Origin of the sequence: Paucibacter sp. JuS9 (assembly GCF_044043925.2) — a bacterium.
GTDB lineage: Bacteria > Pseudomonadota > Gammaproteobacteria > Burkholderiales > Burkholderiaceae_C > JAUASW01.
Genome location: NZ_CP194172.1, coordinates 431,726 through 452,829, shown reverse-complemented (window position 1 = coordinate 452,829; position 21,104 = coordinate 431,726). Strand labels below are relative to the sequence as shown.

The 21,104-nt window shown below is 66.0% G+C and carries 17 protein-coding genes; 1 reads left to right on the top strand and 16 read right to left on the bottom strand.

Annotation, left to right across the window (positions count from 1 at the left end):
• Window positions 1-162 precede the first annotated feature (162 nt).
• From ftsZ to mraZ, 16 genes are all read right to left on the bottom strand, one after another.
• A complete protein-coding gene (gene ftsZ, locus ABT392_RS01945; RefSeq protein WP_334278981.1) occupies window positions 163-1,404 on the bottom strand; it encodes a cell division protein FtsZ in 1,242 nt (413 codons plus the stop codon).
• A gap of 140 nt (window positions 1,405-1,544) precedes the next feature.
• Window positions 1,545-2,774, bottom strand: a complete 1,230-nt coding sequence (ftsA, locus tag ABT392_RS01940) for a cell division protein FtsA (protein WP_282828897.1) — start codon at window positions 2,772-2,774, stop codon at window positions 1,545-1,547.
• A 20-nt stretch (window positions 2,775-2,794) separates the two neighbouring features.
• A complete protein-coding gene (locus ABT392_RS01935; protein WP_334278983.1) occupies window positions 2,795-3,631 on the bottom strand; it encodes a cell division protein FtsQ/DivIB in 837 nt (278 codons plus the stop codon).
• Window positions 3,632-3,646: 15 nt separating this feature from the next.
• Complete coding sequence (locus ABT392_RS01930) at window positions 3,647-4,621, bottom strand: D-alanine--D-alanine ligase (protein ID WP_395384243.1); 975 nt, start codon at window positions 4,619-4,621, stop codon at window positions 3,647-3,649.
• Window positions 4,618-6,069, bottom strand: a complete 1,452-nt coding sequence (locus tag ABT392_RS01925) for a UDP-N-acetylmuramate--L-alanine ligase (protein ID WP_464970889.1) — start codon at window positions 6,067-6,069, stop codon at window positions 4,618-4,620. The genes ABT392_RS01930 and ABT392_RS01925 overlap by 4 nt, the downstream gene beginning before the upstream one ends.
• Window positions 6,066-7,139 (bottom strand): undecaprenyldiphospho-muramoylpentapeptide beta-N-acetylglucosaminyltransferase, encoded by a 1,074-nt coding sequence (murG, locus tag ABT392_RS01920; RefSeq protein WP_395384244.1) that lies wholly within the window; start codon window positions 7,137-7,139, stop codon window positions 6,066-6,068. The genes ABT392_RS01925 and murG overlap by 4 nt, the downstream gene beginning before the upstream one ends.
• Window positions 7,136-8,395 carry a putative lipid II flippase FtsW gene (gene ftsW / locus ABT392_RS01915; protein WP_395384245.1) on the bottom strand — a complete coding sequence of 420 codons (1,260 nt, stop codon included), beginning with the start codon at window positions 8,393-8,395 and terminating at the stop codon, window positions 7,136-7,138. The genes murG and ftsW overlap by 4 nt, the downstream gene beginning before the upstream one ends.
• Window positions 8,392-10,167: a UDP-N-acetylmuramoyl-L-alanine--D-glutamate ligase gene (gene murD / locus ABT392_RS01910; RefSeq protein WP_395384247.1), complete on the bottom strand. Its 1,776-nt coding sequence runs from the start codon at window positions 10,165-10,167 to the stop codon at window positions 8,392-8,394. Before murD ends, ftsW begins: the two co-directional genes overlap by 4 nt.
• Window positions 10,168-10,178: 11 nt before the next feature.
• Complete coding sequence (gene mraY / locus ABT392_RS01905; protein WP_334278987.1) at window positions 10,179-11,357, bottom strand: phospho-N-acetylmuramoyl-pentapeptide-transferase; 1,179 nt, start codon at window positions 11,355-11,357, stop codon at window positions 10,179-10,181.
• A 6-nt stretch (window positions 11,358-11,363) separates the two neighbouring features.
• The gene (locus ABT392_RS01900; protein ID WP_395386786.1) at window positions 11,364-12,782 is read right to left on the bottom strand and encodes a UDP-N-acetylmuramoyl-tripeptide--D-alanyl-D-alanine ligase; all 1,419 of its coding nucleotides are present in this window, start codon (window positions 12,780-12,782) and stop codon (window positions 11,364-11,366) included.
• 29 nt (window positions 12,783-12,811) lie between these two features.
• Window positions 12,812-14,296 carry a UDP-N-acetylmuramoyl-L-alanyl-D-glutamate--2,6-diaminopimelate ligase gene (locus ABT392_RS01895; RefSeq protein ID WP_395384248.1) on the bottom strand — a complete coding sequence of 495 codons (1,485 nt, stop codon included), beginning with the start codon at window positions 14,294-14,296 and terminating at the stop codon, window positions 12,812-12,814.
• On the bottom strand, window positions 14,296-16,050 hold the full coding sequence (locus ABT392_RS01890) for a peptidoglycan D,D-transpeptidase FtsI family protein (RefSeq protein WP_395384249.1): 1,755 nt from the start codon (window positions 16,048-16,050) through the stop codon (window positions 14,296-14,298). Before ABT392_RS01890 ends, ABT392_RS01895 begins: the two co-directional genes overlap by 1 nt.
• Entirely contained in the window at window positions 16,050-17,846 is a 1,797-nt protein-coding gene (locus ABT392_RS01885) for a peptidoglycan D,D-transpeptidase FtsI family protein (RefSeq protein WP_395384250.1), read from the bottom strand. Before ABT392_RS01885 ends, ABT392_RS01890 begins: the two co-directional genes overlap by 1 nt.
• Window positions 17,843-18,136, bottom strand: coding sequence for a cell division protein FtsL (gene ftsL, locus ABT392_RS01880; RefSeq protein ID WP_334278991.1), 294 nt, complete (start codon window positions 18,134-18,136; stop codon window positions 17,843-17,845). The genes ABT392_RS01885 and ftsL overlap by 4 nt, the downstream gene beginning before the upstream one ends.
• On the bottom strand, window positions 18,133-19,119 hold the full coding sequence (rsmH, locus tag ABT392_RS01875; protein WP_395384251.1) for a 16S rRNA (cytosine(1402)-N(4))-methyltransferase RsmH: 987 nt from the start codon (window positions 19,117-19,119) through the stop codon (window positions 18,133-18,135). Before rsmH ends, ftsL begins: the two co-directional genes overlap by 4 nt.
• Window positions 19,119-19,547, bottom strand: a complete 429-nt coding sequence (gene mraZ / locus ABT392_RS01870; RefSeq protein ID WP_395386787.1) for a division/cell wall cluster transcriptional repressor MraZ — start codon at window positions 19,545-19,547, stop codon at window positions 19,119-19,121. Before mraZ ends, rsmH begins: the two co-directional genes overlap by 1 nt.
• A gap of 289 nt (window positions 19,548-19,836) precedes the next feature.
• Here mraZ and ABT392_RS01865 point away from each other — a divergent pair, with 289 nt between their 5' ends.
• A complete protein-coding gene (locus ABT392_RS01865; RefSeq protein ID WP_334278993.1) occupies window positions 19,837-21,102 on the top strand; it encodes a putative Na+/H+ antiporter in 1,266 nt (421 codons plus the stop codon).
• Window positions 21,103-21,104 lie beyond the last annotated feature (2 nt).

The window sequence follows — 21,104 nt, the reverse complement described above, 5'->3', positions numbered from 1 at the left end:
GAAGAAGCTCAGTCAGCCTGGCCGCGCCAGACGCGTCCAGTCCCTCTTGAGGCGTCGCGAGGTCCGCAGTGGACCTCGCTCGGTCCTCAGCCAGACAGCTTGCATGCGGCCTGGCCTTCGGCAGGCGTCGGACAGGACGCAGGTCCTGTCCTCGGTCCTGCCTCAGTCAGCCTGCTTGCGCAGGAAGGCCGGGATCTCGATCTCGTCCATGCCGTTGCTGGACAGGGCTTCGACCTTGGTCGCGGCGGCCGTGCGGCCATGGCGCCAGACGCTCGGCACGGTCATGCCGGAGAAATCGCCGCCAGCGCCCATCGTCGTGCCGCCCTGCGCACCCAGCGTGGCCGACATGTTCACCGGCTGCGTGAGCACGGGCATGTTGTCGGTACCGGTGCGGCGCATCACTTCAGGCTGCACCACTTGCAGCGGCGGTTGCTGCTGCTGCTTGGCCTTGCCCTGGTTGAGGCCGGTGGCGATCACCGTGACGCGCAACTGGTCGCCCAGCGTTTCGTCATAAGCGGTGCCGTAGATGACATGCGCGTCTTCAGCCGCATAGCGACGGATGGTGTTCATCGCATTGCGCGACTCGGCCAGCTTGAAGTTGCTGCGGCTGGCGGCGATCAGCACCAGCACGCCACGCGCGCCGGACAGATCGATGCCTTCGAGCAGCGGGCAGGCGACAGCAGCTTCGGCAGCCTTGGCAGCGCGGTCCGGGCCGCCAGCCTGAGCCGTGCCCATCATGGCCTTGCCCGGCTCGCTCATCACGGTCTTGACGTCCTCGAAGTCGACGTTCACCAGGCCCGGGATGTGAATGATGTCTGAGATGCCGCCAACAGCGTTCTTCAGCACGTCATTGGCATGCGCGAAGGCCTGGTCTTGCGTCACGTCGTCGCCCAGCACGTCGAGCAGCTTGTCATTCAGCACGACGATCAGCGAGTCGACATTGGCTTCGAGCTCGGCGAGGCCGGAGTCGGCGGCCTTGGTGCGGCGCGTGCCTTCGAAGTCGAAGGGCTTGGTCACCACACCGACGGTGAGGATGCCCATCTCCTTGGCCACGCGAGCGATCACAGGGGCCGCACCGGTGCCGGTACCACCGCCCATGCCGGCGGTGATGAACAGCATGTTGGCGCCCTGGATGGACTCGCGGATGCGGGCCTCGGCCTCTTCGGCGGCCTGACGGCCGATTTCGGGTTTGGCACCGGCGCCCAGGCCCGATTGGCCCAGCTGCAGGAGCTGGTCGGCCTTGGAACGATTCAGTGCTTGGGCATCAGTATTGGCGCAGATGAATTCCACGCCCTGAACGCCCTGGGCAATCATGTGCTCAACCGCGTTGCCGCCGCCGCCACCTACACCAATCACCTTGATTTGGGTGCCCTGGTCAAACTCTTCGATCATTTCGATCGCCATAAGAAACCTCCTTCAGCAATTATGCAGTTGCCATGCGTAAAAAAATACCGGGAAGAACCCTTTTATTGCCCTTGTCGTTGTGGCCCGACATACGCTTTGGTGGCAAGAAAAAGATTCCCGTGCCCGGTGCTACCCAGTACTCAGAAATTCCCCAAAAACCAATCCTTGGCGCGTCCGAACAGGGTTTTCATCGACCCCGCCTGCTGCGCCGCCTTCAAACCCCGTGTACGCGAAACGCGCGCTTCTTCCAGCAAACCCATCACAGTGGCCGACCTTGGGTTGGCAACCATGTCGAACAGCGCGCCGTCGTAGGTCGGGTTTCCGCGCCGAACGGGTTTCAGGAAAATGTCCTCGGCGAGTTCCACCATGCCCGGCATGACGGCCGAACCGCCGCTCAGGACAATCCCCGAGGACAGCAATTCCTCATACCCGCTCTCGCGAATCACCTGGTGCACCAACGAGAATATTTCCTCGACTCTGGGTTCGATAACACCGGCAAGTGCTTGTTTTGAAAGCATGCGCGGCGCCCGATCGCCCAATCCGGGTACCTCAACCTGGTCGGCCGGGTCGGCCAGGAGTTGTTTGGCAACCCCGTGTTCGACCTTGATTTCCTCGGCATCCTTGGTCGGGGTGCGCAGGGCCATGGCGATATCGCTGGTGATCAAATCCCCGGCAATCGGGATTACCGCGGTATGGCGGATCGAGCCGCCGGTGAAGATCGCCACGTCGGTCGTGCCCGCGCCGATATCCACCAAGGCCACGCCCAGGTCACGCTCGTCGGCGGTCAGCGCGGCGGCGCTCGAGGCGCTGGGGTTCAGCACCAGCTGGTCCACTTCCAGCCCGCAGCGGCGCACGCACTTGACGATGTTCTCGGCCGCGCTTTGGGCGCCTGTCACGATGTGGACCTTGACCTCGAGGCGGCCGCCGCTCATGCCGATCGGCTCTTTCACTTCATGACCGTCGATCACGAATTCCTGCGGCTCGACCAGCAGCAGCCGCTGGTCGTTCGGGATGTTGATCGCCTTGGCCGTCTCGACCACGCGGGCCACGTCCACCGGCGTCACTTCCTTGTCGCGCACGATCACCATGCCGGTGGAGTTCTGGCCGCGGATGTGGCTGCCGGTGATGCCGGTGAAGACCCGGCTGATCTTGCAGTCGGCCATCATCTCGGCCTCCTTCAAGGCCTGCTGGATCGACTGCACCGTTGCGTCGATGTTCACCACCACGCCACGCTTGAGCCCATGCGAAGGCGCCACGCCGAGACCGGCAATGCGCAGCTCGCCATTGCCCATCACCTCGGCCACCACCGCCATGATCTTGGCGGTGCCGATGTCCAGACCCACGACGAGATCCTTGTATTCCTTGGCCATCTCTTCTTTCCTTGTGGTCTTTACTTGTTCTTGCCCCGGCCGGTGGCCGGAGTCGTCGTCGTCGAAACGCCGCGCAGCCGCAAGGCATAGCCATCGCGGTGGCGCAGGTCGGCTGCCAGCAGCTCAGACTGGTAGCGCGAAGTCATTTGTGTCAGCGTCAGCACGAACTGCTGGTAGCGGGCCAGCACTTCGGCATCGCTGCCACGGCCGAGTTCGATCTCGGCGCCCTTCTCAAGCTTCAAGCGCCAGGAGCCGCGACCCGAGAGGTCCAGGCGCTCGGCGCTGTCCGACAGCGTCTGAGTCAAAGGCTGCAATTGCTTCCACAACATCAGCATGTGACCCGCGCTGCCCGCCGGACCAGAGAGCGTCGGCAGGTTCTCGTCTTCCACATCGCCCAGATTGGCCTGGAAGACTTCGCCGAAGCTGTTGACCAGCTGGCGCTCGACCGCCGCATCGCTCTGCGCGTCGGCGCCTTCGGCCTTCAGCTCCCAATACGCGGAAGGCTGATGCTCTTCCAGCTTCACCTTGAGCCTGGCCGGCCAGACGCGCTGCACCGTCGCCTTGCGTACCCAGGGCACCCCTTCAAATGCCTGGCGTGCCTGCTGCAGATTCATCGTGAGAAAGGTGCCACTCAAGCGCGGCAGCGCATTCGCCCGCAGCGTGGCGGTGCTGTTGCGATCCACGTCGCCCTCGACCTGCACCGCACGGATCGCAAACACCGGCCGGCGGGCCAGCCAGTTCGCGCCGTAGGCAAGGATTGTCAACGCCAGGCCGACCAGCAACAGCGCCGCCACGCCGTTCATCACGCGGACGTCCGGCGGCAACTGCTGTTGAAGGGTGGCGGAGTTGGCGGCCATGGCTTTGCTAGAGGGTCAGGCCTTGCCTGCGTCGAGTCGAGCCTGGGACAGCAGCCACAGACACAGCTGCTCGTAGGTGATGCCCGCATGGCCGGCCGACTTGGGCACCAGCGAATGCGAGGTCATGCCGGGCGAAGTGTTCATCTCCAGCAGGAAGGGCTTGCCGTCGCTCTTGCGCAGCATCAGGTCGGCGCGACCCCAGCCGCGGCAGCCCAGGCTGCGGTAGGCGGCCACCGTCAGGGCCTGGATCTCGCGCTCCAGCGCAGCGTCCAGATGGCCCATCAGGTAGCGCGTCGAGTTCGTGAAGTACTTGTTCTGGTAGTCGTAGTTGCCCTGATCGGCTTCGATCTGGATCACCGGCAGCGCGAAGGCCGAAGCGCCCTCCCCCAGCACCGGGCAGGTCAGCTCGGGGCCTGCGATGAATTCCTCGCAGAGCACCTCGTCGTCGTACTTGGCGGCTGCCTCGACGGCCGCCTGCATCTCCGAATAGCCATTGACCTTGCTGATGCCGATGCTCGAGCCCTCGTGCGGCGGCTTGACGAAGAGCGGCAGGCCCAGTTCGTCGGGCACCTTGATCACGCGCTCGCGCTGCAGCTCGGTCTTCTTGAGACTCAGCCAGCGAGGCGTGGACAGGCCATCGGCATGCCACAGCCGCTTAGTCATGATCTTGTCCATGGCAATGCTGGAGGCCATCACGCCGGAGCCGGTGTAGGGAATGCCCAGCAGCTCCAGCGCGCCCTGCACCGTGCCGTCTTCGCCATGCCGGCCATGCAGCGCAACAAAGCAGCGGGCGAAGCCTTCGCTCTTCAGTTCATGCAGGCCGCGCTCGGACGGGTCGAATCCATGGGCGTCCACGCCCTGGCTGCGCAAGGCTGCCAGTACGCCAGGGCCCGACATGGTCAGCGAGACCTCGCGTTCGGCCGAGGAGCCGCCCATCAGCACGGCCGTCTTGCCCAGTGCCTTCGGGTCAATGTTCAGATTCAATTTCATTTCAGCAGCTCCACCGTCTGCGAAGGAACGGCGCCGATGGATCCGGCGCCCATCACGATCACCACATCACCGTCGCGTGCCGTGGCGGCAATGGCCGCCGGCATTGCGGTCACCTGGCCCACCAGGGTTGCATCACTTGCCGCGGCGAGCGACGCGGCATCGGCCCCGGCAATGGCTGCCTCGCCGGCCGAATACACATCAGCCAGCAGCACACCATCGGCCTGCTTCAGCACGCGCACAAAATCTTCGAAGCAGTCGCGCGTGCGGGTGAAGCGGTGCGGCTGGAACGCCAGCAGCAGGCGCTGGCCCGGGAACGCGCCGCGCGCCGCGGCCAGGACAGCGGCCATCTCGACTGGGTGATGGCCGTAATCGTCGATCAGCGTGAAGCGGCCACCGTCGGCTGCACGCAATTCGCCATAACGCTGGAAGCGGCGGCCTACGCCACCGAACTTCTCCAGTGCGGCAACTATCGGGCCGTCAGGCAATTCGATCTCGCTGGCCACTGCAATTGCAGCGAGTGCATTCAGGACGTTGTGGCGACCGGCCAGGTTCAGGGTGATCTTCAGATCGGCCTGGCCGGCACGCTGCGCCGTGAAGCTCATCTGACCGCCGGGCAGCGCGTGCACATCGACCGCGCGCACTTCATTGTGTTCGCCGAAACCGTAAGTGATCACCGGGCGCTGCAGCATCGGCAGGATGGCCTGCACGCCGGCATCGTCGCCGCAGACCACGGCCGCGCCGTAGAAGGGCATCTTGTGCAGGAAGTCGACGAAGGCCTGCTTCAGGCGCTCGAAGTCGTGCCCATAGGTCTCCATGTGGTCAGCGTCGATATTGGTGACGACCGACAACATCGGCAGCAGGTTCAGGAAGGAGGCATCGCTCTCGTCCGCCTCGACCACGATGTACTCGCCCTGACCCAGACGCGAATTGGCGCCGGCGGCGGGCAAGTCGCCGGGCCGCCCCAAGACTTGCGCGCCCCCTTGGGGGGCCGACGTCGCTTGCGACGGCGAGGGGGCAAACATCAGCTTGCCGCCGATCACGAAGGTGGGGTCCACGCCGGCTTCGGCCAGCACGCTGGTCACCAGCGAGGTGGTCGTTGTCTTGCCATGCGTGCCCGCAATCGCTATGCCTTTGCGCAGGCGCATCAGCTCGGCCAGCATCACGGCCCGCTGCACCATGGGGATGGCAGCGGCACGGGCGGCGAGCAACTCGGGGTTGTCTGCGCGGATCGCGGTGGAGACCACGACAGCTTGCGCGCCAGCAATATTGCCGGCGGCGTGGCCGACATGCGTGCGCAGGCCGAGCGTTGCCAGCCGCTGCAAGGTCGGGCTGTCGCTCTGGTCCGAGCCCGAGACCAGATAGCCCAGGTTGTGCAGGATCTCGGCGATGCCGCTCATGCCGGCACCACCGATGCCGACGAAATGGATGTGCTTGACGGCGTGTTTCACAGGACAAGGCCCTCGAGTTCATCGGCCACGCGGGCGGCTGCGCGCGGGCGAGACAGATTGCGGGCCTTGCTGGCCATCTCGAGCAGGCGTGCGCGGTCCAGGCCCTGAATCATTTCGTGCAGGCCTGCGGCCGTCAGCTCCTGCTGCGGCAGATGAATGGCCGCGCCGTGTTGGGTCATGAATTGCGCGTTGTCGCGTTGATGCGCTGTGGTGGAAACGACCAGCGGCACAAGGATGGAAGGCAAGCCAGCCGCGCAGAGCTCGCTGACCGTGACGGCACCCGCCCGGCAGATCGCCAGGTCGGCGGCAGCCAGACGCTCGGCCATGTTGTCGATGAAGGGCAGCACCTCGGCCTCGACACCGGCGGCACGATAGGCCTGCTGCACCTCGACCAGATTGGCCTGACCGGTCTGATGCGTGACGATGGGGCGCTCATCGGCCGGCCACAGCGCCAGCGCTGACGGCAGCGCAGCGTTGATCGCTTTCGCACCGAGCGAGCCACCAACGACGAGCAGACGCAGCGGGCCGGTGCGCTTGGCAAACCGGACATCCGGCGGCGCAATCGCTTCGATCTCGGCACGCACCGGGTTGCCGGTGACGATGGCATTCTTCGTGTCGGCCGCCGCCTTGCCGTCGAAACCGAAGGCGATGCGCGAGGCAAACGGCTTCAGGCCCTTGTTCGACAGCAACAGCGATGCATCGGCATTCACGAGCAGCAAGGGCTTGCGCATCAACCAGGCCATCAGCCCGCCAGGCAGGCAGACATAGCCGCCCATGCCCAGCACCGCATCGGCACTGCGCGTCACGAAGACCTGGCGGCTCTGCACAAAGGCCTGCACCAGCTTGAACAGGCCGGTGATCGAATGCTTCAGCCCCTTGCCGCGCAGGCCGGCAAAGGCCAGGCGATCTAGCGGGATGCTGGTGGGCGGCACGAGCTTGTTTTCCATGCCCTGCTCGGTGCCCATCCAGGACACGCTCCAGCCGCGGCGCTTCATTTCCTCGGCGACAGCGAGGCCCGGGATGATGTGACCGCCGGTGCCGGCCGCCATGACCACCAAATGCTTGGTCATGCGCGACCTCCGCGCATGAGTTGGCGATTCTCAAGATCGATGCGCACCACGATCGCCAGCGCCACGCAGTTCATCAAGATCGCCGAACCACCAAACGACAGCAGCGGCAACGTCAAGCCCTTGGTCGGCAGCGCCCCCAGGTTCACGCCCATGTTGATGAAGCCCTGCCCCGCCATCCAGATGCCGATGCCTTGCGCATAGAGACCGGCAAATACGCGGTCCAGCGCCACCGCCTGGCGGCCGATGTGGAAGAGCCGGCGCGACAGCCAGAAGAAGGCCAGGATCACCACGGCCACGCCGACAAAGCCCAGCTCCTCGCCGATCACGGCCAGCAGGAAGTCGGTGTGGGCCTCGGGCAAGTAGTGCAGCTTCTCGACGCTGGAGCCCAAACCCTGGCCGAACCATTCGCCACGGCCGAAGGCAATCAGCGAATGCGTCAGCTGGTAGGCCTTGCCCTGCGCGTACTTTTCGTCCCAGGGGTTCAGGTAGGCAAAGATGCGCTCGCGACGGAATTCGCTGAAGGTGATCATTAGCACGAACGCACCGACCAGCACCGCCACCACCAGGAAGAACATGCGGCCGTTGACACCGCCCAGGAACAGGATGCCCATGGCGATGGCCGCGATCACCATGAAGGCGCCCATGTCGGGCTCGGCCAGCAGGAGCACGCCGATCACGCCGAGAGAGACAATCATCGGCCAGACAGCCTGGACGAAGTTCTCCTTTACGTCCATCTTGCGCACCATGTAGCTGGCCGCGTACATCGCGATGGCCAGCTTGGCCAGCTCGGAAGGCTGGAAGTTCATCAGGCCCAGCGGCACCCAGCGGCGCGCGCCGTTCACCACCTTGCCCACACCCGGAATCAAGACTGCCACCAGCAGCACGAGGCTCGCCACGAACAACCAGGGCGCCCAGCGCTCCCAGCTGCTGATCGGCACCTGCACCGTGATCAGCGCCGCGATCAGGCCGGCCGCGATGTAGAGCGACTGCCGGATGAAGAAGTGCATCGGTTGGTACTTGCTGAACTTCGGGTTGTCCGGCAGCGCGATGGAGGCCGAATAGACCATCAGCAGGCCCAGGCCCATCAAGGCGATCACGACCCAGACCAGCGTCACGTCGAAGCCCGCGAGCTTGGTTGGCTGGCCGGCGGCCACCCAGTCGCGCACCGGCACAGCGGTCGGGCCTTCGCCATCAGCGCCCTTGCCGAAGCGCTGGCGAAGGTTCTGAAAGAAGTTGCTCAAGGTGGCGGCGTTCAAAGCGTTGCCCCCTTCTCTGCCGCCAATGCCTCGGCCGCGGCCACGAAGACCTCGGCGCGGTGCGCATAGTTGCGGAACATGTCGAGCGAGGCGCAGGCCGGGCTGAGCAAGACGCTGTCGCCGGCATGCGCCTGAGCGAAGCACCACTGGGTCGCGGCTTCAAGCGTTTCGTGACGTTGGACGTTGAGGCCACTGTCCGTCAACACGCTTTCAATCGCGGAAGCATCGCGGCCGATCAGGGCCACGGCACGGGCGTTCTGGATCAGCGGCAGGCGCAGCGGCGAGAAGTCCTGGCCCTTGCCGTCGCCACCGAGGATCACGACCAGTCTGGACGGCGCACGATCAGCACCCAGGCCGCTCAACGCCGCCACAGTGGCGCCGACATTGGTGCCCTTGGAATCGTCGTAGAAGTCAACGCCGTCAAGCGAACCGATGTGCTGCACGCGATGCGGCTCGCCGCGGTACTCGCGCAGGCCATGCAGCATTGGCGCCAGTGGCAGCTCGGCGGCGGTGCACAGCGCCAGCGCAGCCAGTGCGTTGGCGGCGTTGTGGCGGCCGCGGATGCGCAGCGCGTCCGCTGGCATCAGGCGTTGCACGACGATCTCTTCCTCGTCGTCATCCGCCTTGCGCTTGATCGTCGGGTCGCTCTCGAGTGCGCGGACCAGCCAGGCCATGCCGCCTTCGTTCACGAGGCCATAGTCACCGGGACGCTTGGGCGCATCGAGGCCGAAACGCACAACCCTGCGGCCTTGTTCGATCTTGCGACGGCCACGACCCGGGCTCACCATCACCGGGGTCGGCACCAATGCCTCGACGGCGGCATCGTCACGGTTGATCACCATGATGGCTTCGGCGCCGAAGACGCGGCCCTTGGCGCGCGAGTAGGCGGCCATGTCGCCGTGCCAGTCGAGATGGTCTTGCGTGATGTTCAGCACCGTGGCGGCCGTGGGCTCAAAACCTTCGACACCTTCCAGCTGGAAGCTCGACAGCTCCAGCACCCAGGCCTGGGGCAAGTGCTCGAACACGGGACCCTTGGGCGGCGGCGGCTTGATCGGCAGCGGGGCTTCGTCGAGCAGGGCTTCGACTTCCTGTAGCGTGGTCAGCTCCGGTTCGGCGGGCGCTGTTGCGGCTTCGACAGGTTCGGCCTGTTCGGCCTGTTCGGCAATTTCTCCGGTGGACGCAGGAGCTTCAGCGACTTCAGCGGCTTCAATCGCTTCAATCGCCGCTGCTACGACGGGCGCTTCAGCAACCGGCATTGGCTCGAGCTCCAGTGCTGCTGCCAGCGTTGTCAGCATGCTCGGGCCGATATTGCCGGCCACGGCCACGCGCCTGCCACAGCGCTCGACGAGCTGGCCGGTCAGGCTGGTGGTGGTGGTCTTGCCATTGGTGCCGGTGATGGCCAGCACGATGGGCGCATAACGTCGCTCGGCCTTCAAGGCGTTCAGTGCCTGGGCGAACAAATCGAGTTCACCGAGCAGCGGCAGGCCCAGCTCGCGGGCACGCGAGAGCAGCGGCTGCAGGCGCGCGTCCAGCGGCGACAGGCCCGGGCTCTTCAGGACGGCACGCAGCCCTTCAGCATCGGCAGCTTGCAACTCGCCGCTGAAGAACGTCGCGTCGGGCACCTGCTCATTCAGGGCGGCCAGTTGCGGCGGCGCCTCGCGCGAGTCCCAGACGCGGATCGCAGCCGCGCCCTGGCGCCTGGCCCAGGCCGCCATGGCCAGGCCGGTGTCTCCCAGGCCCAGGATCAGGAGGTGAGCGCCGTTCAGTTCCACGTGCTTCGCCCTCAGCGCAGCTTCAGGCTGGCCAGGCCGATGAGGCACAGCAGCATGGTGATGATCCAGAAGCGGATGACGACCTGCGTCTCGTTCCAGCCCGACTTCTCGAAGTGGTGGTGCAGCGGCGCCATCTTGAAGATGCGCCGGCCCGTGCCGAACTTCTTCTTGGTGTACTTGAACCAGCTGACCTGGATCATCACCGACAGCACTTCGGCCACAAAGACGCCGCCCATGATGCCCAGCACGATTTCCTGCCGCGTGATCACGGCCAGCGTGCCCAGGCCTCCGCCCAGCGCGAGCGCGCCGACGTCGCCCATGAAGACCTGGGCCGGGTGAGCGTTGAACCACAGGAAGGCAAGACCTGCCCCCGCCATCGCAGCGCAAAAGATGAGCAACTCGCCAGCACCCGGGATGTAGGGCAGCAGGAGGTATTTGGAGAACACCGAGGAGCCCGTCAGGTAGGCAAACACGCCCAGCGCCGAGCCCACCAGCACCACCGGCATGATGGCCAGGCCGTCAAGCCCGTCGGTGAAGTTCACTGCATTGCTGGTGCCGACGATGACGAAGAACGACAGGCCCATGAAGCCGAACACCCCGAGCGGATAGCTGACCGACTTGAAGAAGGGCACGAGCAGGTCGGCGCGCGGCGGCAACTCTGTCGAGAAGCCGCTTTGCACCCAGCGGAAGAAGAGCTCGAACACGCGCAGTGCAGAGGTCTCGGACACGCTGAAGGCCAGGTATATCGAGGCAATGATGCCGATCAGCGCCTGCCAGAAGAACTTCTCGCGGCTGCGCATGCCTTCGGGATTCTTGTCGACGACCTTGCGCCAGTCATCCACCCAGCCCACGGCACCAAAGCCCAGCGTCACCAGCATCACCACCCAGACAAAGCGGTTGCTCCAGTCGAACCACAGCAAGGTCGACACGCCGATGCCGATCAGGATCAGCACGCCGCCCATCGTCGGCGTGCCGCTCTTCACCAGATGCTGCTGCACGCCGTACTCGCGGATCGGCTGGCCGATCTTCATCTCGGTCAGGCGGCGGATCACCCAGGGGCCGAAGGCCAGGCCGATCAGCAGCGCCGTCATGGCGGCCATCACGGCGCGGAACGTGATGTAGTTGAACAGGCGCAGGAAGCCCCATTCGGGGTAGAGGCCCAGCAACCATTGCGAGAGGCTCAGCAGCATGGCGGTTTACTTCCCTTCGGCGGCCGAGAGGGCCGCAATCACTTGTTCCATGCGCATGAAGCGCGAGCCCTTGACCAAGACGGTCGAGACTCGCGGGGCTTCGGCCAGTGCGGCCAGCAGGTCGGCCACGGTTTCAAAAGCGCGGCCGTTGTTGCCATAGGCCTTGGCTGCATCCTTGGCTGCCATGCCGGCGGTCCAGAGATGGGCAACACCGCGTTCGGCCGCATAGGCACCCACCTCGCGGTGGAACTCCGGCCCTTGCATGCCCACCTCCCCCATGTCGCCCAGCAGCAGCCAGGCCGCACCGGGCAGCTCGGCCAGCACATCGATGGCGGCACGCACGCTGTCGGGGTTGGCGTTGTAGCTGTCGTCGATCAGCGTAACGCGGCGGCCGGCCAGCATCACGCTGCCCAGTTGCGAGCGCCCCTTGACCGGGCGAAAGTTCTCCAGGCCGCGAACGATGGCGGCCAGCGGCGCGCCAGCGGCCAGCGCACAGGTCGCGGCCGCCAGGGCATTGCGCACATTGTGTTGACCGGCAACAGCGAGGCTCACCGGCGCATCGCCAGCGGGCGTGTGCAGCTCGAGTGCCCAATGCCCATTGCCGCCGCTTGCAAAGACTTCTTCGCCAGCGCCGATCCACTGCGCGCGGCCGGTCACATCGGCCTGGCCTTGCAAGGCAAAACTCAGCTCGCCGCGATGGCCAGCCAGTCTGTGCCAGATCGGTGCGCAGGCATCTTCGGCCGGGAACACGGCAACACCGGCCGCGCCCAGGGCTTCGATCACGGCGCCGTTCTCGCGCGCCGCGGCCTCGACCGTCTGCAGGAATTCCTGGTGCTCGCGCTGTGCGTTGTTGACCAGCGCGACGGTGGGCTGCGCCATTGCGGCCAGTGGTGCGATTTCGCCGGGATGGTTCATGCCCAGCTCGATCACGGCGGCGCGGTGCCAGTGCGCGTCGTCCTGACGCAGGCGCAGCAGCGTCAATGGCACGCCGATGTCGTTGTTGTAGTTGCCTTCGGTGGCCAGCGAGGCATTGCCCAGCCAGGCGCGCAGAATGCTGGCGATCATCTGCGTGACCGTGGTCTTGCCATTGCTACCGGTCACCGCAATCACCGGCAGATGGCAGTGGCGGCGCCAGGCCGTGGCCAATGCCCCCAGTGCTGCCTTGGTATCCGGCACTTCGATGCCGGCCAGGCCGGCCGCCTCCAGGCCGCGCTCAGCCAGGGCAGCGACGGCGCCGCTGGCCTTGGCGTCGGCCAGGAAGTCGTTGGCATCGAAGCGATCACCGCGAAGCGCGACAAACAGGTCGCCAGCCTGCAGCGTGCGGGTATCGCTGTGCACGCGCTCGATCTCGGTCTGGCCGTCGCCGACCAGGCGCGCCGTGGGAACGCTCTGCAGCAACAGGTGGTGAGCCTGGGCCAGCGTCATCAGCGGCGTTGAATTGAGGCTTGCGGTGTTCACAGACCAGCCCTCCGGATCAAGGCCGCACGTGCTTGCTCGACATCCGAGAAGGCGCGGCGCTCGCCCATGATTTCTTGATAGTCTTCGTGGCCCTTGCCCGCCACCAAGACCACGTCGCGAGCGCCGGCTTCCAGCACCGCGCGTTCGATGGCCTGCTGGCGGTCAACGATCTGCAAGGAGCCCGGTGCGCCGGCCGCAATGTCGGCCAGGATGGCCTCGGGCGATTCGGTGCGCGGGTTGTCGCTGGTGGCGATCACGCGGTCGGCCATGCGAGCGGCAATGGCGCCCATCAACGGGCGCTTCGTGCGATCACGATCTCCGCCGCAGCCGAAGACGCAGACGAGTTGGCCGCCGCGGGCCGCTGCCAGCGGGCGCAGCGCCTGCAGCGCTTTGTCCAGGGCATCGGGCGTATGGGCATAGTCCACCACCACTTCGGGCAACTCGCGGCCATTGCCAACGCGTTGCATACGGCCCGGCACTGGCGTGACTTGCGCGGCAACGCCTGCTGCATCGGCGAGCGAATGGCCGCGCGCACGCAAGGCGCCGATCACGCCCAGCAGGTTGGCGATGTTGTACTCGCCGATCAGGCCGGTCTGCACCTGAATGGCGTCAGCGCCTTCACGCAAGGTGAAGGCGATTCCGCCCGCGCCGTAGTGCATGTCATGCGCCGAGAGGCGGGCTTCACCGTTCAGCGCACAGGTCCAGACATCTAGCTTGGCTGCCAATTCCACGGCAAGCTCTGCGCCCTTTGGGTCATCGACGTTCAGCACGGCTGCCTGCAGGCCAGCCCAGTCGAACAGCTCGCGCTTGGCGGCCCAGTAGGACTCCATGCTGCCGTGATAGTCCAGGTGGTCCTGCGTGAAGTTGGTGAACAAGGCCACCAAGACTCGCGTGCCAGCCAGGCGATGCTCCCTGACACCGATGGACGAGGCCTCGATGGCGCAGGCTGCGAAGCCCTCGTCGGCCATGCGCTTGAACGCCTGTTGCAGCAGGACCGGATCAGGCGTCGTCAGGCCGGTGTACTCGATGGCTGCCGGCTTGCCCGCCAGCGGCGGCTCGCCAACACCCAGGGTCCCAACCACACCGCAGCGCTGGCCCAGCAGCGAGAGCGTCTGCGCCACCCACCAGGCCGACGATGTCTTGCCGTTCGTGCCGGTGACGGCCACGACCGACAGTGCCTGGCTGGGCGCGCCATAACAGGCCGAAGCGATCAGGCCGGTCTTGGACTTCAGCCCGGGCAGCGAGGCCACGCGGGCATCGACGAAGTTGTAGGCGTCCACGCCTTCAGCTTCGACCAGGCAGGTGGCAGCACCGGCCGCCAAGGCAGCAGCCACGTATTCGCGGCCATCGCGTGCATAGCCCGGCCAGGCGATGAAGGCATCACCGGGGCGCACCTGACGGCTGTCGGTCTGCAGCGCACCGGTGGTCCATTCCTGCAGCCAGCGGGCCGCAGCTTCCGGAGATTTGAGTCGGGTCAGCATCAGAGTTTCTTGTCCTGGGCCGGCGCAATGCCGGCCACGATTTGCGGCTTCACGGCCAGGTCGGGCTTCACCTTCAAGAGGCGCAGGCTGCCGCCGGTCACGTCGCTGAACACCGGGCCGGCCACCCGGCCGCCGTCATGGGCGCCCTTGCTGGGTTCGTCCACCATCACCGCGACCACGATGCGCGGATTGCTGATCGGCGCCAGGCCCACAAACCAGGCGCGGTACTTGCTCTTGTCATAGCCCTTGCCCACTTGCTTGTAGGCCGTGCCGGACTTGCCACCCACGCTGTAACCAGCCACCTGCGCCTGCGGCGAGGTGCCGCCTGCTTCGGTGACGGTCTGCAGCATCGCGCGCATCGTTTGCGCCGTCTTGGCGGAGAACACGCGGCGGCCATGCACGGCCCGGCCTTCGGCTTGCTTGTCCAGGGTCAGGGGAATCAGCTCGCCGTCGCGCGCGAACACCGTGTAGGCATGAGCGATTTGCACCAGCGAGGCCGACAGGCCGTAGCCATAGCTCATCGTGACCCGCTCGATCGGCTTCCATTTCGCGTAGGGGCGCAAGCTGCCAATGGCGGCACCCGGGAATGGCAGCTCCGGGCGCTGACCCAGGCCGATGGCCGTGAACATCTCGTGCAGCTCGCGGGGCTGCGCCTGCAGGCCCAGCTTGGCTGCCGCGATATTGCTGGACTTCTGGATCACCTCGGTCACGTTCAGCACGCCGGCCGGATGCGCGTCGGTAATGACGGAGCCGAAGAAATTCCACTGGCCGCCGCCGACGTCGATCATGGTCTGCGGCGTCACGCGGCCGGCCTCGAGCGCCAGGCTCACGGTGAAGGGCTTCATCGTCGAGCCCGGCTCGAACTGGTCGGTCATGGCGCGGTTGCGCAATTGTTCGCCGCTCAGTTTCTTGCGGTTGGCGGGGTCGAAGCTCGGGTAGTTGGCCAGGGCCAGCACCTCGCCGGTCAGGGCATCCAGCACCACCGCACTGCCGGCCTTGGCCTGGTGTGCCGTCACGGCTTCGCGCACACGCTGGTAGGCCTGGTGCTGGATGCGCGAGTCGATCGACAGGGTCACGTCTTGCCCGTCCTTCGGAGCGACACGTTCGCCAATGTCCTCGACCACCTGGCCCAGACGGTCACGCACCACGGCGCGCGAGCCGTCGCGCCCCTGCAGCTTGGATTGCAGTGCCAGCTCCATGCCTTCCTGGCCATGCTCCTCGAGGTTGGTGAAGCCCACCACGTGGGCCGAGGCCTCGCCTTCTGGATAGCGGCGCTGGTACTCGCGGTCCTGGAACACGCCCCTGATGCCGAGCGCCTTGATCTGAGCGGCCATGGTGTCGTCACCCTGGCGGCGCAACCAGGCGAAGCGGCCGCCGGGCAGCAGCTTCTCGGCCAGCTCCGCCTGCGTCAGGCCCAGGATGCGTGCCAGCTCGGCGCGCTTGGCCGGGTCGGCGTCCACATCGCCGGGAATCGCCCAGAACGAAGGCACGGCCACACTGGTGGCGAGCAACTGGCCGCTGCGGTCGCTGATTCGGCCGCGGCTGGCGGGCAGCTCGAGCTTGTGGCTGTAGCGCGCGGCGCCCTGTTGCTGGAAGAACTCGGTGCCGATGCCCTGCACATACAGCGCGCGGCCGAGCAGGCCGGCAAAGGCACAGCCCACGGCCAGTACCAGCAGGCGCGAACGCCACAGCGGTGCTGCTGCGGCGAGCAAGGGGCTTTGCGCATGATGGAGAGAGCGGCGCGGCTTGAGCATCAGAAGCTCTCCTCCACCGCTTGCATCTTCTGGCTGGCGACGATCTGCGGCTTGACCTCGAGGTCGGGCGGCACATTCATCAGCCGCAGGCTTTGCGAGACCACCTGGCTGAACACCGGGCCGGCCACGGCGCCTCCGAAGTAGACGCCGTTGCTCGGCTCGTCCACCATCACCGCGACGATGATGCGCGGGTTGTTGATCGGCGCCAGGCCCACGAACCAGCTGCGGTACTTGTTGCCGGCGTAAGCCTTGCCTTCCTGCTTGTGCGCGGTGCCGGACTTGCCGCCCACGCTGTAGCCCGGCGCCTGCGCCATCGGCGCCGTGCCGCCAGGGCCGGCCGCCAACTGAAGCATGCCGCGCATGTCATGAGCGACCTTGGGCGAGAACACGCGGATGCCATGCACCGGATCACCGCTCTGCGAACGCGTCATGGTGATCGGGATCACTTCGCCATCGCGGGCGAACACGGTGTAGGCGCGAGCGAGCTGCAAGAGCGAGGCCGAGAGGCCGTAGCCGTAGCTCATCGTCGCCTGCTCGATCGGGCGCCAGCTCTTGTACGGCCGCAGCTTGCCGGTGATGGCCCCGGGGAAATTGATCTGCAGGCGCTGGCCCAGGCCGATGGCCGTGAACATCTCGTGCATCTCGCGCGGCTGCATCTGCATGGCCAGCTTGGCGGCGCCGATGTTGCTGGACTTCTGGATCACCTCGGCGACGCTCAGGTCGCCATGCGGATGGGCGTCGGTCGGCGACCAGCCGGCAATCACCAGGCTGCGCGGCGCCGTATTGATGATGGTCTCCGGGCGCACACGGCCGGTTTCCATTGCCAGGCTGGCAATGAAGGGCTTCATCGTGGAGCCGGGCTCGAACACATCGGTCAGCGCGCGGTTGCGCAGCTGCGCGCCGCTGAGGTTCTGGCGGTCGCCGGGATTGAAGCTCGGGTAGTTGGCCAGGGCCAGCACCTCGCCGGTCTGCGCATCGAGGACCACCACCGAGCCGGCCTTGGCCTTGTGCTCGGCCACGGCATCGCGCACGCGCTGGTAGGCGAAGAACTGGATCTTGGAGTCGATGCTGAGGTCGATGTCGCGGCCATTCACCGCAGGCACGCGGTCGCCGATGTCTTCGACCACGCGGCCCAGGCGGTCGCGCACCACGGCGCGCGAGCCATCGCGTCCCTGAAGCTCCTTCTGGAACGCGAGTTCGATGCCTTCCTGGCCACGTTCTTCGATATTGGTGAAGCCGACCACATGGGCCGCCGCCTCACCTTCCGGATACTTGCGCTTGTATTCGCGGTCCTGGAACACGCCCTTCAGCGCCAGGTTCTTGATCTGTGCGGCGGTGTCGTCGTCAGCCTGGCGGCGCAGCCAGACGAAGCGGCTGCTCGGGTCGAGCTTGCGCTCCAGCTCGTCGCGGCTGATGCCGAGAATCTTGGCCAGCGCGCGGCGCTTGGCCGGATCGGCCTCGACATCTTTCGGAATTGCCCAGAACGAAGGCACGGCCACGCTGGCAGCCAGCACCTGGCCACTGCGGTCGTTGATGCGGCCGCGGCTGGCCGGCAGCTCCAGCGTGTGGGCATACCGGGCCTCGCCCTGCTTCTGGAAGAACTCGGTGCCGATCACCTGCACATAGAGTGCGCGCCCCAGGAGGCCGGCGAAGGACAGACCGACGAGCGCGACCAGGAAGCGCGAGCGCCAGGGCGGCGTCTTCGAAGCCAGCAGCGGGCTCGAGCTGTAGCTCACGCTTCGCGTATTGACGGCACGAGAGCCGCCGCCGTCCTTGTTCTTCTTGCGGACTATCATCGCGCCACTCCGCTCGCGCTGCCGTCCATGTGCAGCGAAGCTTGCTGGCTGATCGCCGGCGAGATCGCACGCATGTTCAGGCGTTCGCGCGCGACCTTCTCGACGCGCAGATTGGTGGCCTGCGCCTGGCGCTCGGCCTGCAGGCGCTGCAGGTCGGCATCGAGCCGGCGTGCCTCGGCCTGGGCACGGTCGATCTCGGTGAACAGGCGGCGCGCGTCATAGGCGCTGCGCACCATCAGGATGCCCGAGCCGAGGACAGCCAGCAGCAGCACGAAGTTGATCCGGCTCACCGCTTGCTTCCCTTGCCATAGCGGCCCTGCGGTTCGGCCGGCAGTGGCGCATCGGTACGCTCAGCCACGCGCAGCACGGCTGACCGCGAGCGCCCGTTGGCCTTGATCTCGGCGGCGCTGGGCTTGATGCGCTCCAGCGCCTTCAGCGCCAGCGGCTTGGGCTCGGCAAAGGGCGCGCGGCGGTCGAACACTTCCTTGCTGTGCTCGGCAATGAAGTTCTTGACGATGCGGTCTTCCAGCGAATGGAAGCTGATCACCGCCAGCCGGCCGCCCGGCGCCAAGAGCGCCAGCGCCGACTTCAGGCCCTGCTCGAGTTCCTCGAGCTCACCGTTGACTTGAATCCGAAGAGCTTGAAATGTGCGCGTTGCAGGGTCCTGGCCCGGCTCGCGGGTCTTGACCGCGCCAGCCACGACTTTGGAAAGCTCATCGGTGCTTCGTACGGGCTGCCCCGCGTCGCGGCGAGCAACAAGCGCCTTTGCAATCTGAACAGCAAACCGTTCTTCCCCATAGTTTTTTATCACCTCCGCAATCTGGCGCTCATCAGCGCGGGCCAGGAAGTCCGCGGCGCTTTCGCCTCGGGTCGTGTCCATGCGCATGTCCAGCGGTCCGCTGAAGCGGAAGCTGAACCCGCGCTCGGGGTTGTCGATCTGCGGGCTCGAGACGCCCAGGTCCAGCATCACGCCCTGCACCTGAGCTATGCCCAGCGCAGCCAGCTGCTCGCGCATCTCGGCAAAGGGGGCGTGGCAGATGGAAAAACGCGGGTCCGTGACCCGCGTTTCACCGGTGGTCGCTGCGGCGACAGCTTCCGGGTCGCGGTCGATGGCGATCAGACGCCCCTCCGCAGCAAGCCTGGAGAGCAGCAGACGCGAATGCCCGCCGCGGCCGAAGGTGCCGTCCAAATAGAGGCCGGCCGGATCGGTAAGCACCGCATCGACGGTTTCGTCGAGCAGCACGGTGGTATGGGTGAAGGCGGGTGTGGACATCAGAAGCTGAAGTCCTTCAATGCATCGGGCAGGTCGCTTTCCATGACCTGGGCTTCGTGGGCGGCGTACGTGGCCGCATCCCACAGCTCGAAGTGGCTGCCCATGCCGAGCAGCATCACGTCCTTGGACAGGCCGGCTGCAGTGCGCAACTCAGGCGCGATCAAGACGCGGGCGGCGGCGTCGATCTCGACGTCCTGTGCATTGCCAAGGAACACCCGCTTCCAGCCGGCGGCTGACATGGGCAGCGCAGCGATGCGATCACGAAAGGTTTCCCAGGCCGGGCGGGGGAAGACCATCAGGCAGCCTTCCGGGTGCTTGGTGACCGTCAACTGGCCGGCGCAGAGCGCCTGCAGGACCTCGCGGTGGCGTGTCGGGACGGCCAGACGCCCCTTGGCGTCCATCGCCAAGGCACTTGCCCCCTGAAACACAAAATTCGCCACGGCGATCCACTAAATTGCACTTTTCACCACTTTAATCATCGACCTGCACACGGTCAAGCGAAATCACAAATTTATTCAATGAAATCAAGTACTTAGAACCGATTCTTGCGACAGCGGCGAGATAAAAGTCGTTCAAAATTAAGGACTTGCGGGGGGCATTGCAAGTGCTGGATGAGATTGCTGAAGGTCTGCATCCGCCCCTTGCCGAACGCGTCTGGTCGTCGAAAGCGGGCCACGCGCTGCCAGGAGGCCGGCCTGCTCTGACAGAATCGCCGCGATGACAAGCGCCTCCCCGACCACAGTTCAGATCCTGGCTGCCGTGCTTTTCGCATTGGCGCTGATCCACACCTTCTCGACCAAGTTCTTCGAGCGCCTGGCCCACACCCGGCCCAGGCATGCCGGCCTGTTCCACCTGCTGGGCGAGGTGGAGGTGGTGTTCGGCTTCTGGGCCATGGTGCTGATCGTGGGCCTGTTTGCACTGGAGGGCTCGACGGCCGCCACGCACTATGTGGACACGCGCAACTACACCGAGCCGCTGTTCGTGTTCGCCATCATGGTGGTGGCCGCCAGCCGGCCGGTGCTGCAAATCGCCGGAGACCTGGTGCGCGGCATCGCCCGGGCGCTGCCCCTGCCTTCGGGCATCGCACTCTATATCCTGCTGCTGGGCCTGGTGCCCTTGTTCGGCTCGTTCATCACCGAACCAGCAGCGATGACGCTGGCGGCCCTGATGCTGCGTGACAGCCTGTTCGCCCAGCCGACGTCGGCGCGCCTGCGCTATGCCACGGTGGGCGCGCTCTTCGTCAACATTTCGATCGGCGGCACGCTGACGCCATTTGCCGCACCGCCGGTGCTGATGGTGGCCGGCGTCTGGCAATGGGACATGAGCTTCATGCTGAGCAACTTTGGCTGGAAGGCAGCGGTGGCCGTGGGCATCAATGCCGCCATGTTGGCGCTGCTGTTCCGCCGCGAACTGGCGACCCTGGCGCAATCGCAGGGCCGCACCGAAGAACCGGTGCCGCTGACCGTGGTCGCGGTGCACCTGCTCTTCCTGGCCGGCGTGGTGGTGTTCGCCCACCATCCGGCGATCTTCATGGGCCTGTTCCTGTTCTTCCTCGGTTTCACCAGCGCCTACCAGCGCCACCAGACCCCGCTGATCCTGAAGGAGGCGTTGCTCGTGGCCTTCTTCCTCGCGGGCCTCGTCGTGCTCGGCGGGCTGCAGCAGTGGTGGCTGCAACCACTCTTGCTGAGCATGAGCCCGGACGCGGTGTTCTACGGCGCCACCGCGCTGACCGCCGTGACCGACAACGCCGCCCTCACCTACCTGGGCTCGCTGGTGCCAGGCCTGTCGCCCGAGTTCAAGATTGCACTGGTGGCGGGCGCCGTGACCGGCGGCGGCCTGACCGTCGTGGCCAATGCGCCCAACCCGGCGGGCGTGGCCATCCTGCGCGGCAAATTCGAAGACCAGACGATCAACCCGCTCTACCTGCTCGCCGCCGCACTCGGCCCGACGCTGGTGGCCGTGCTGGCTTTCCGCCTGCTTTGAGG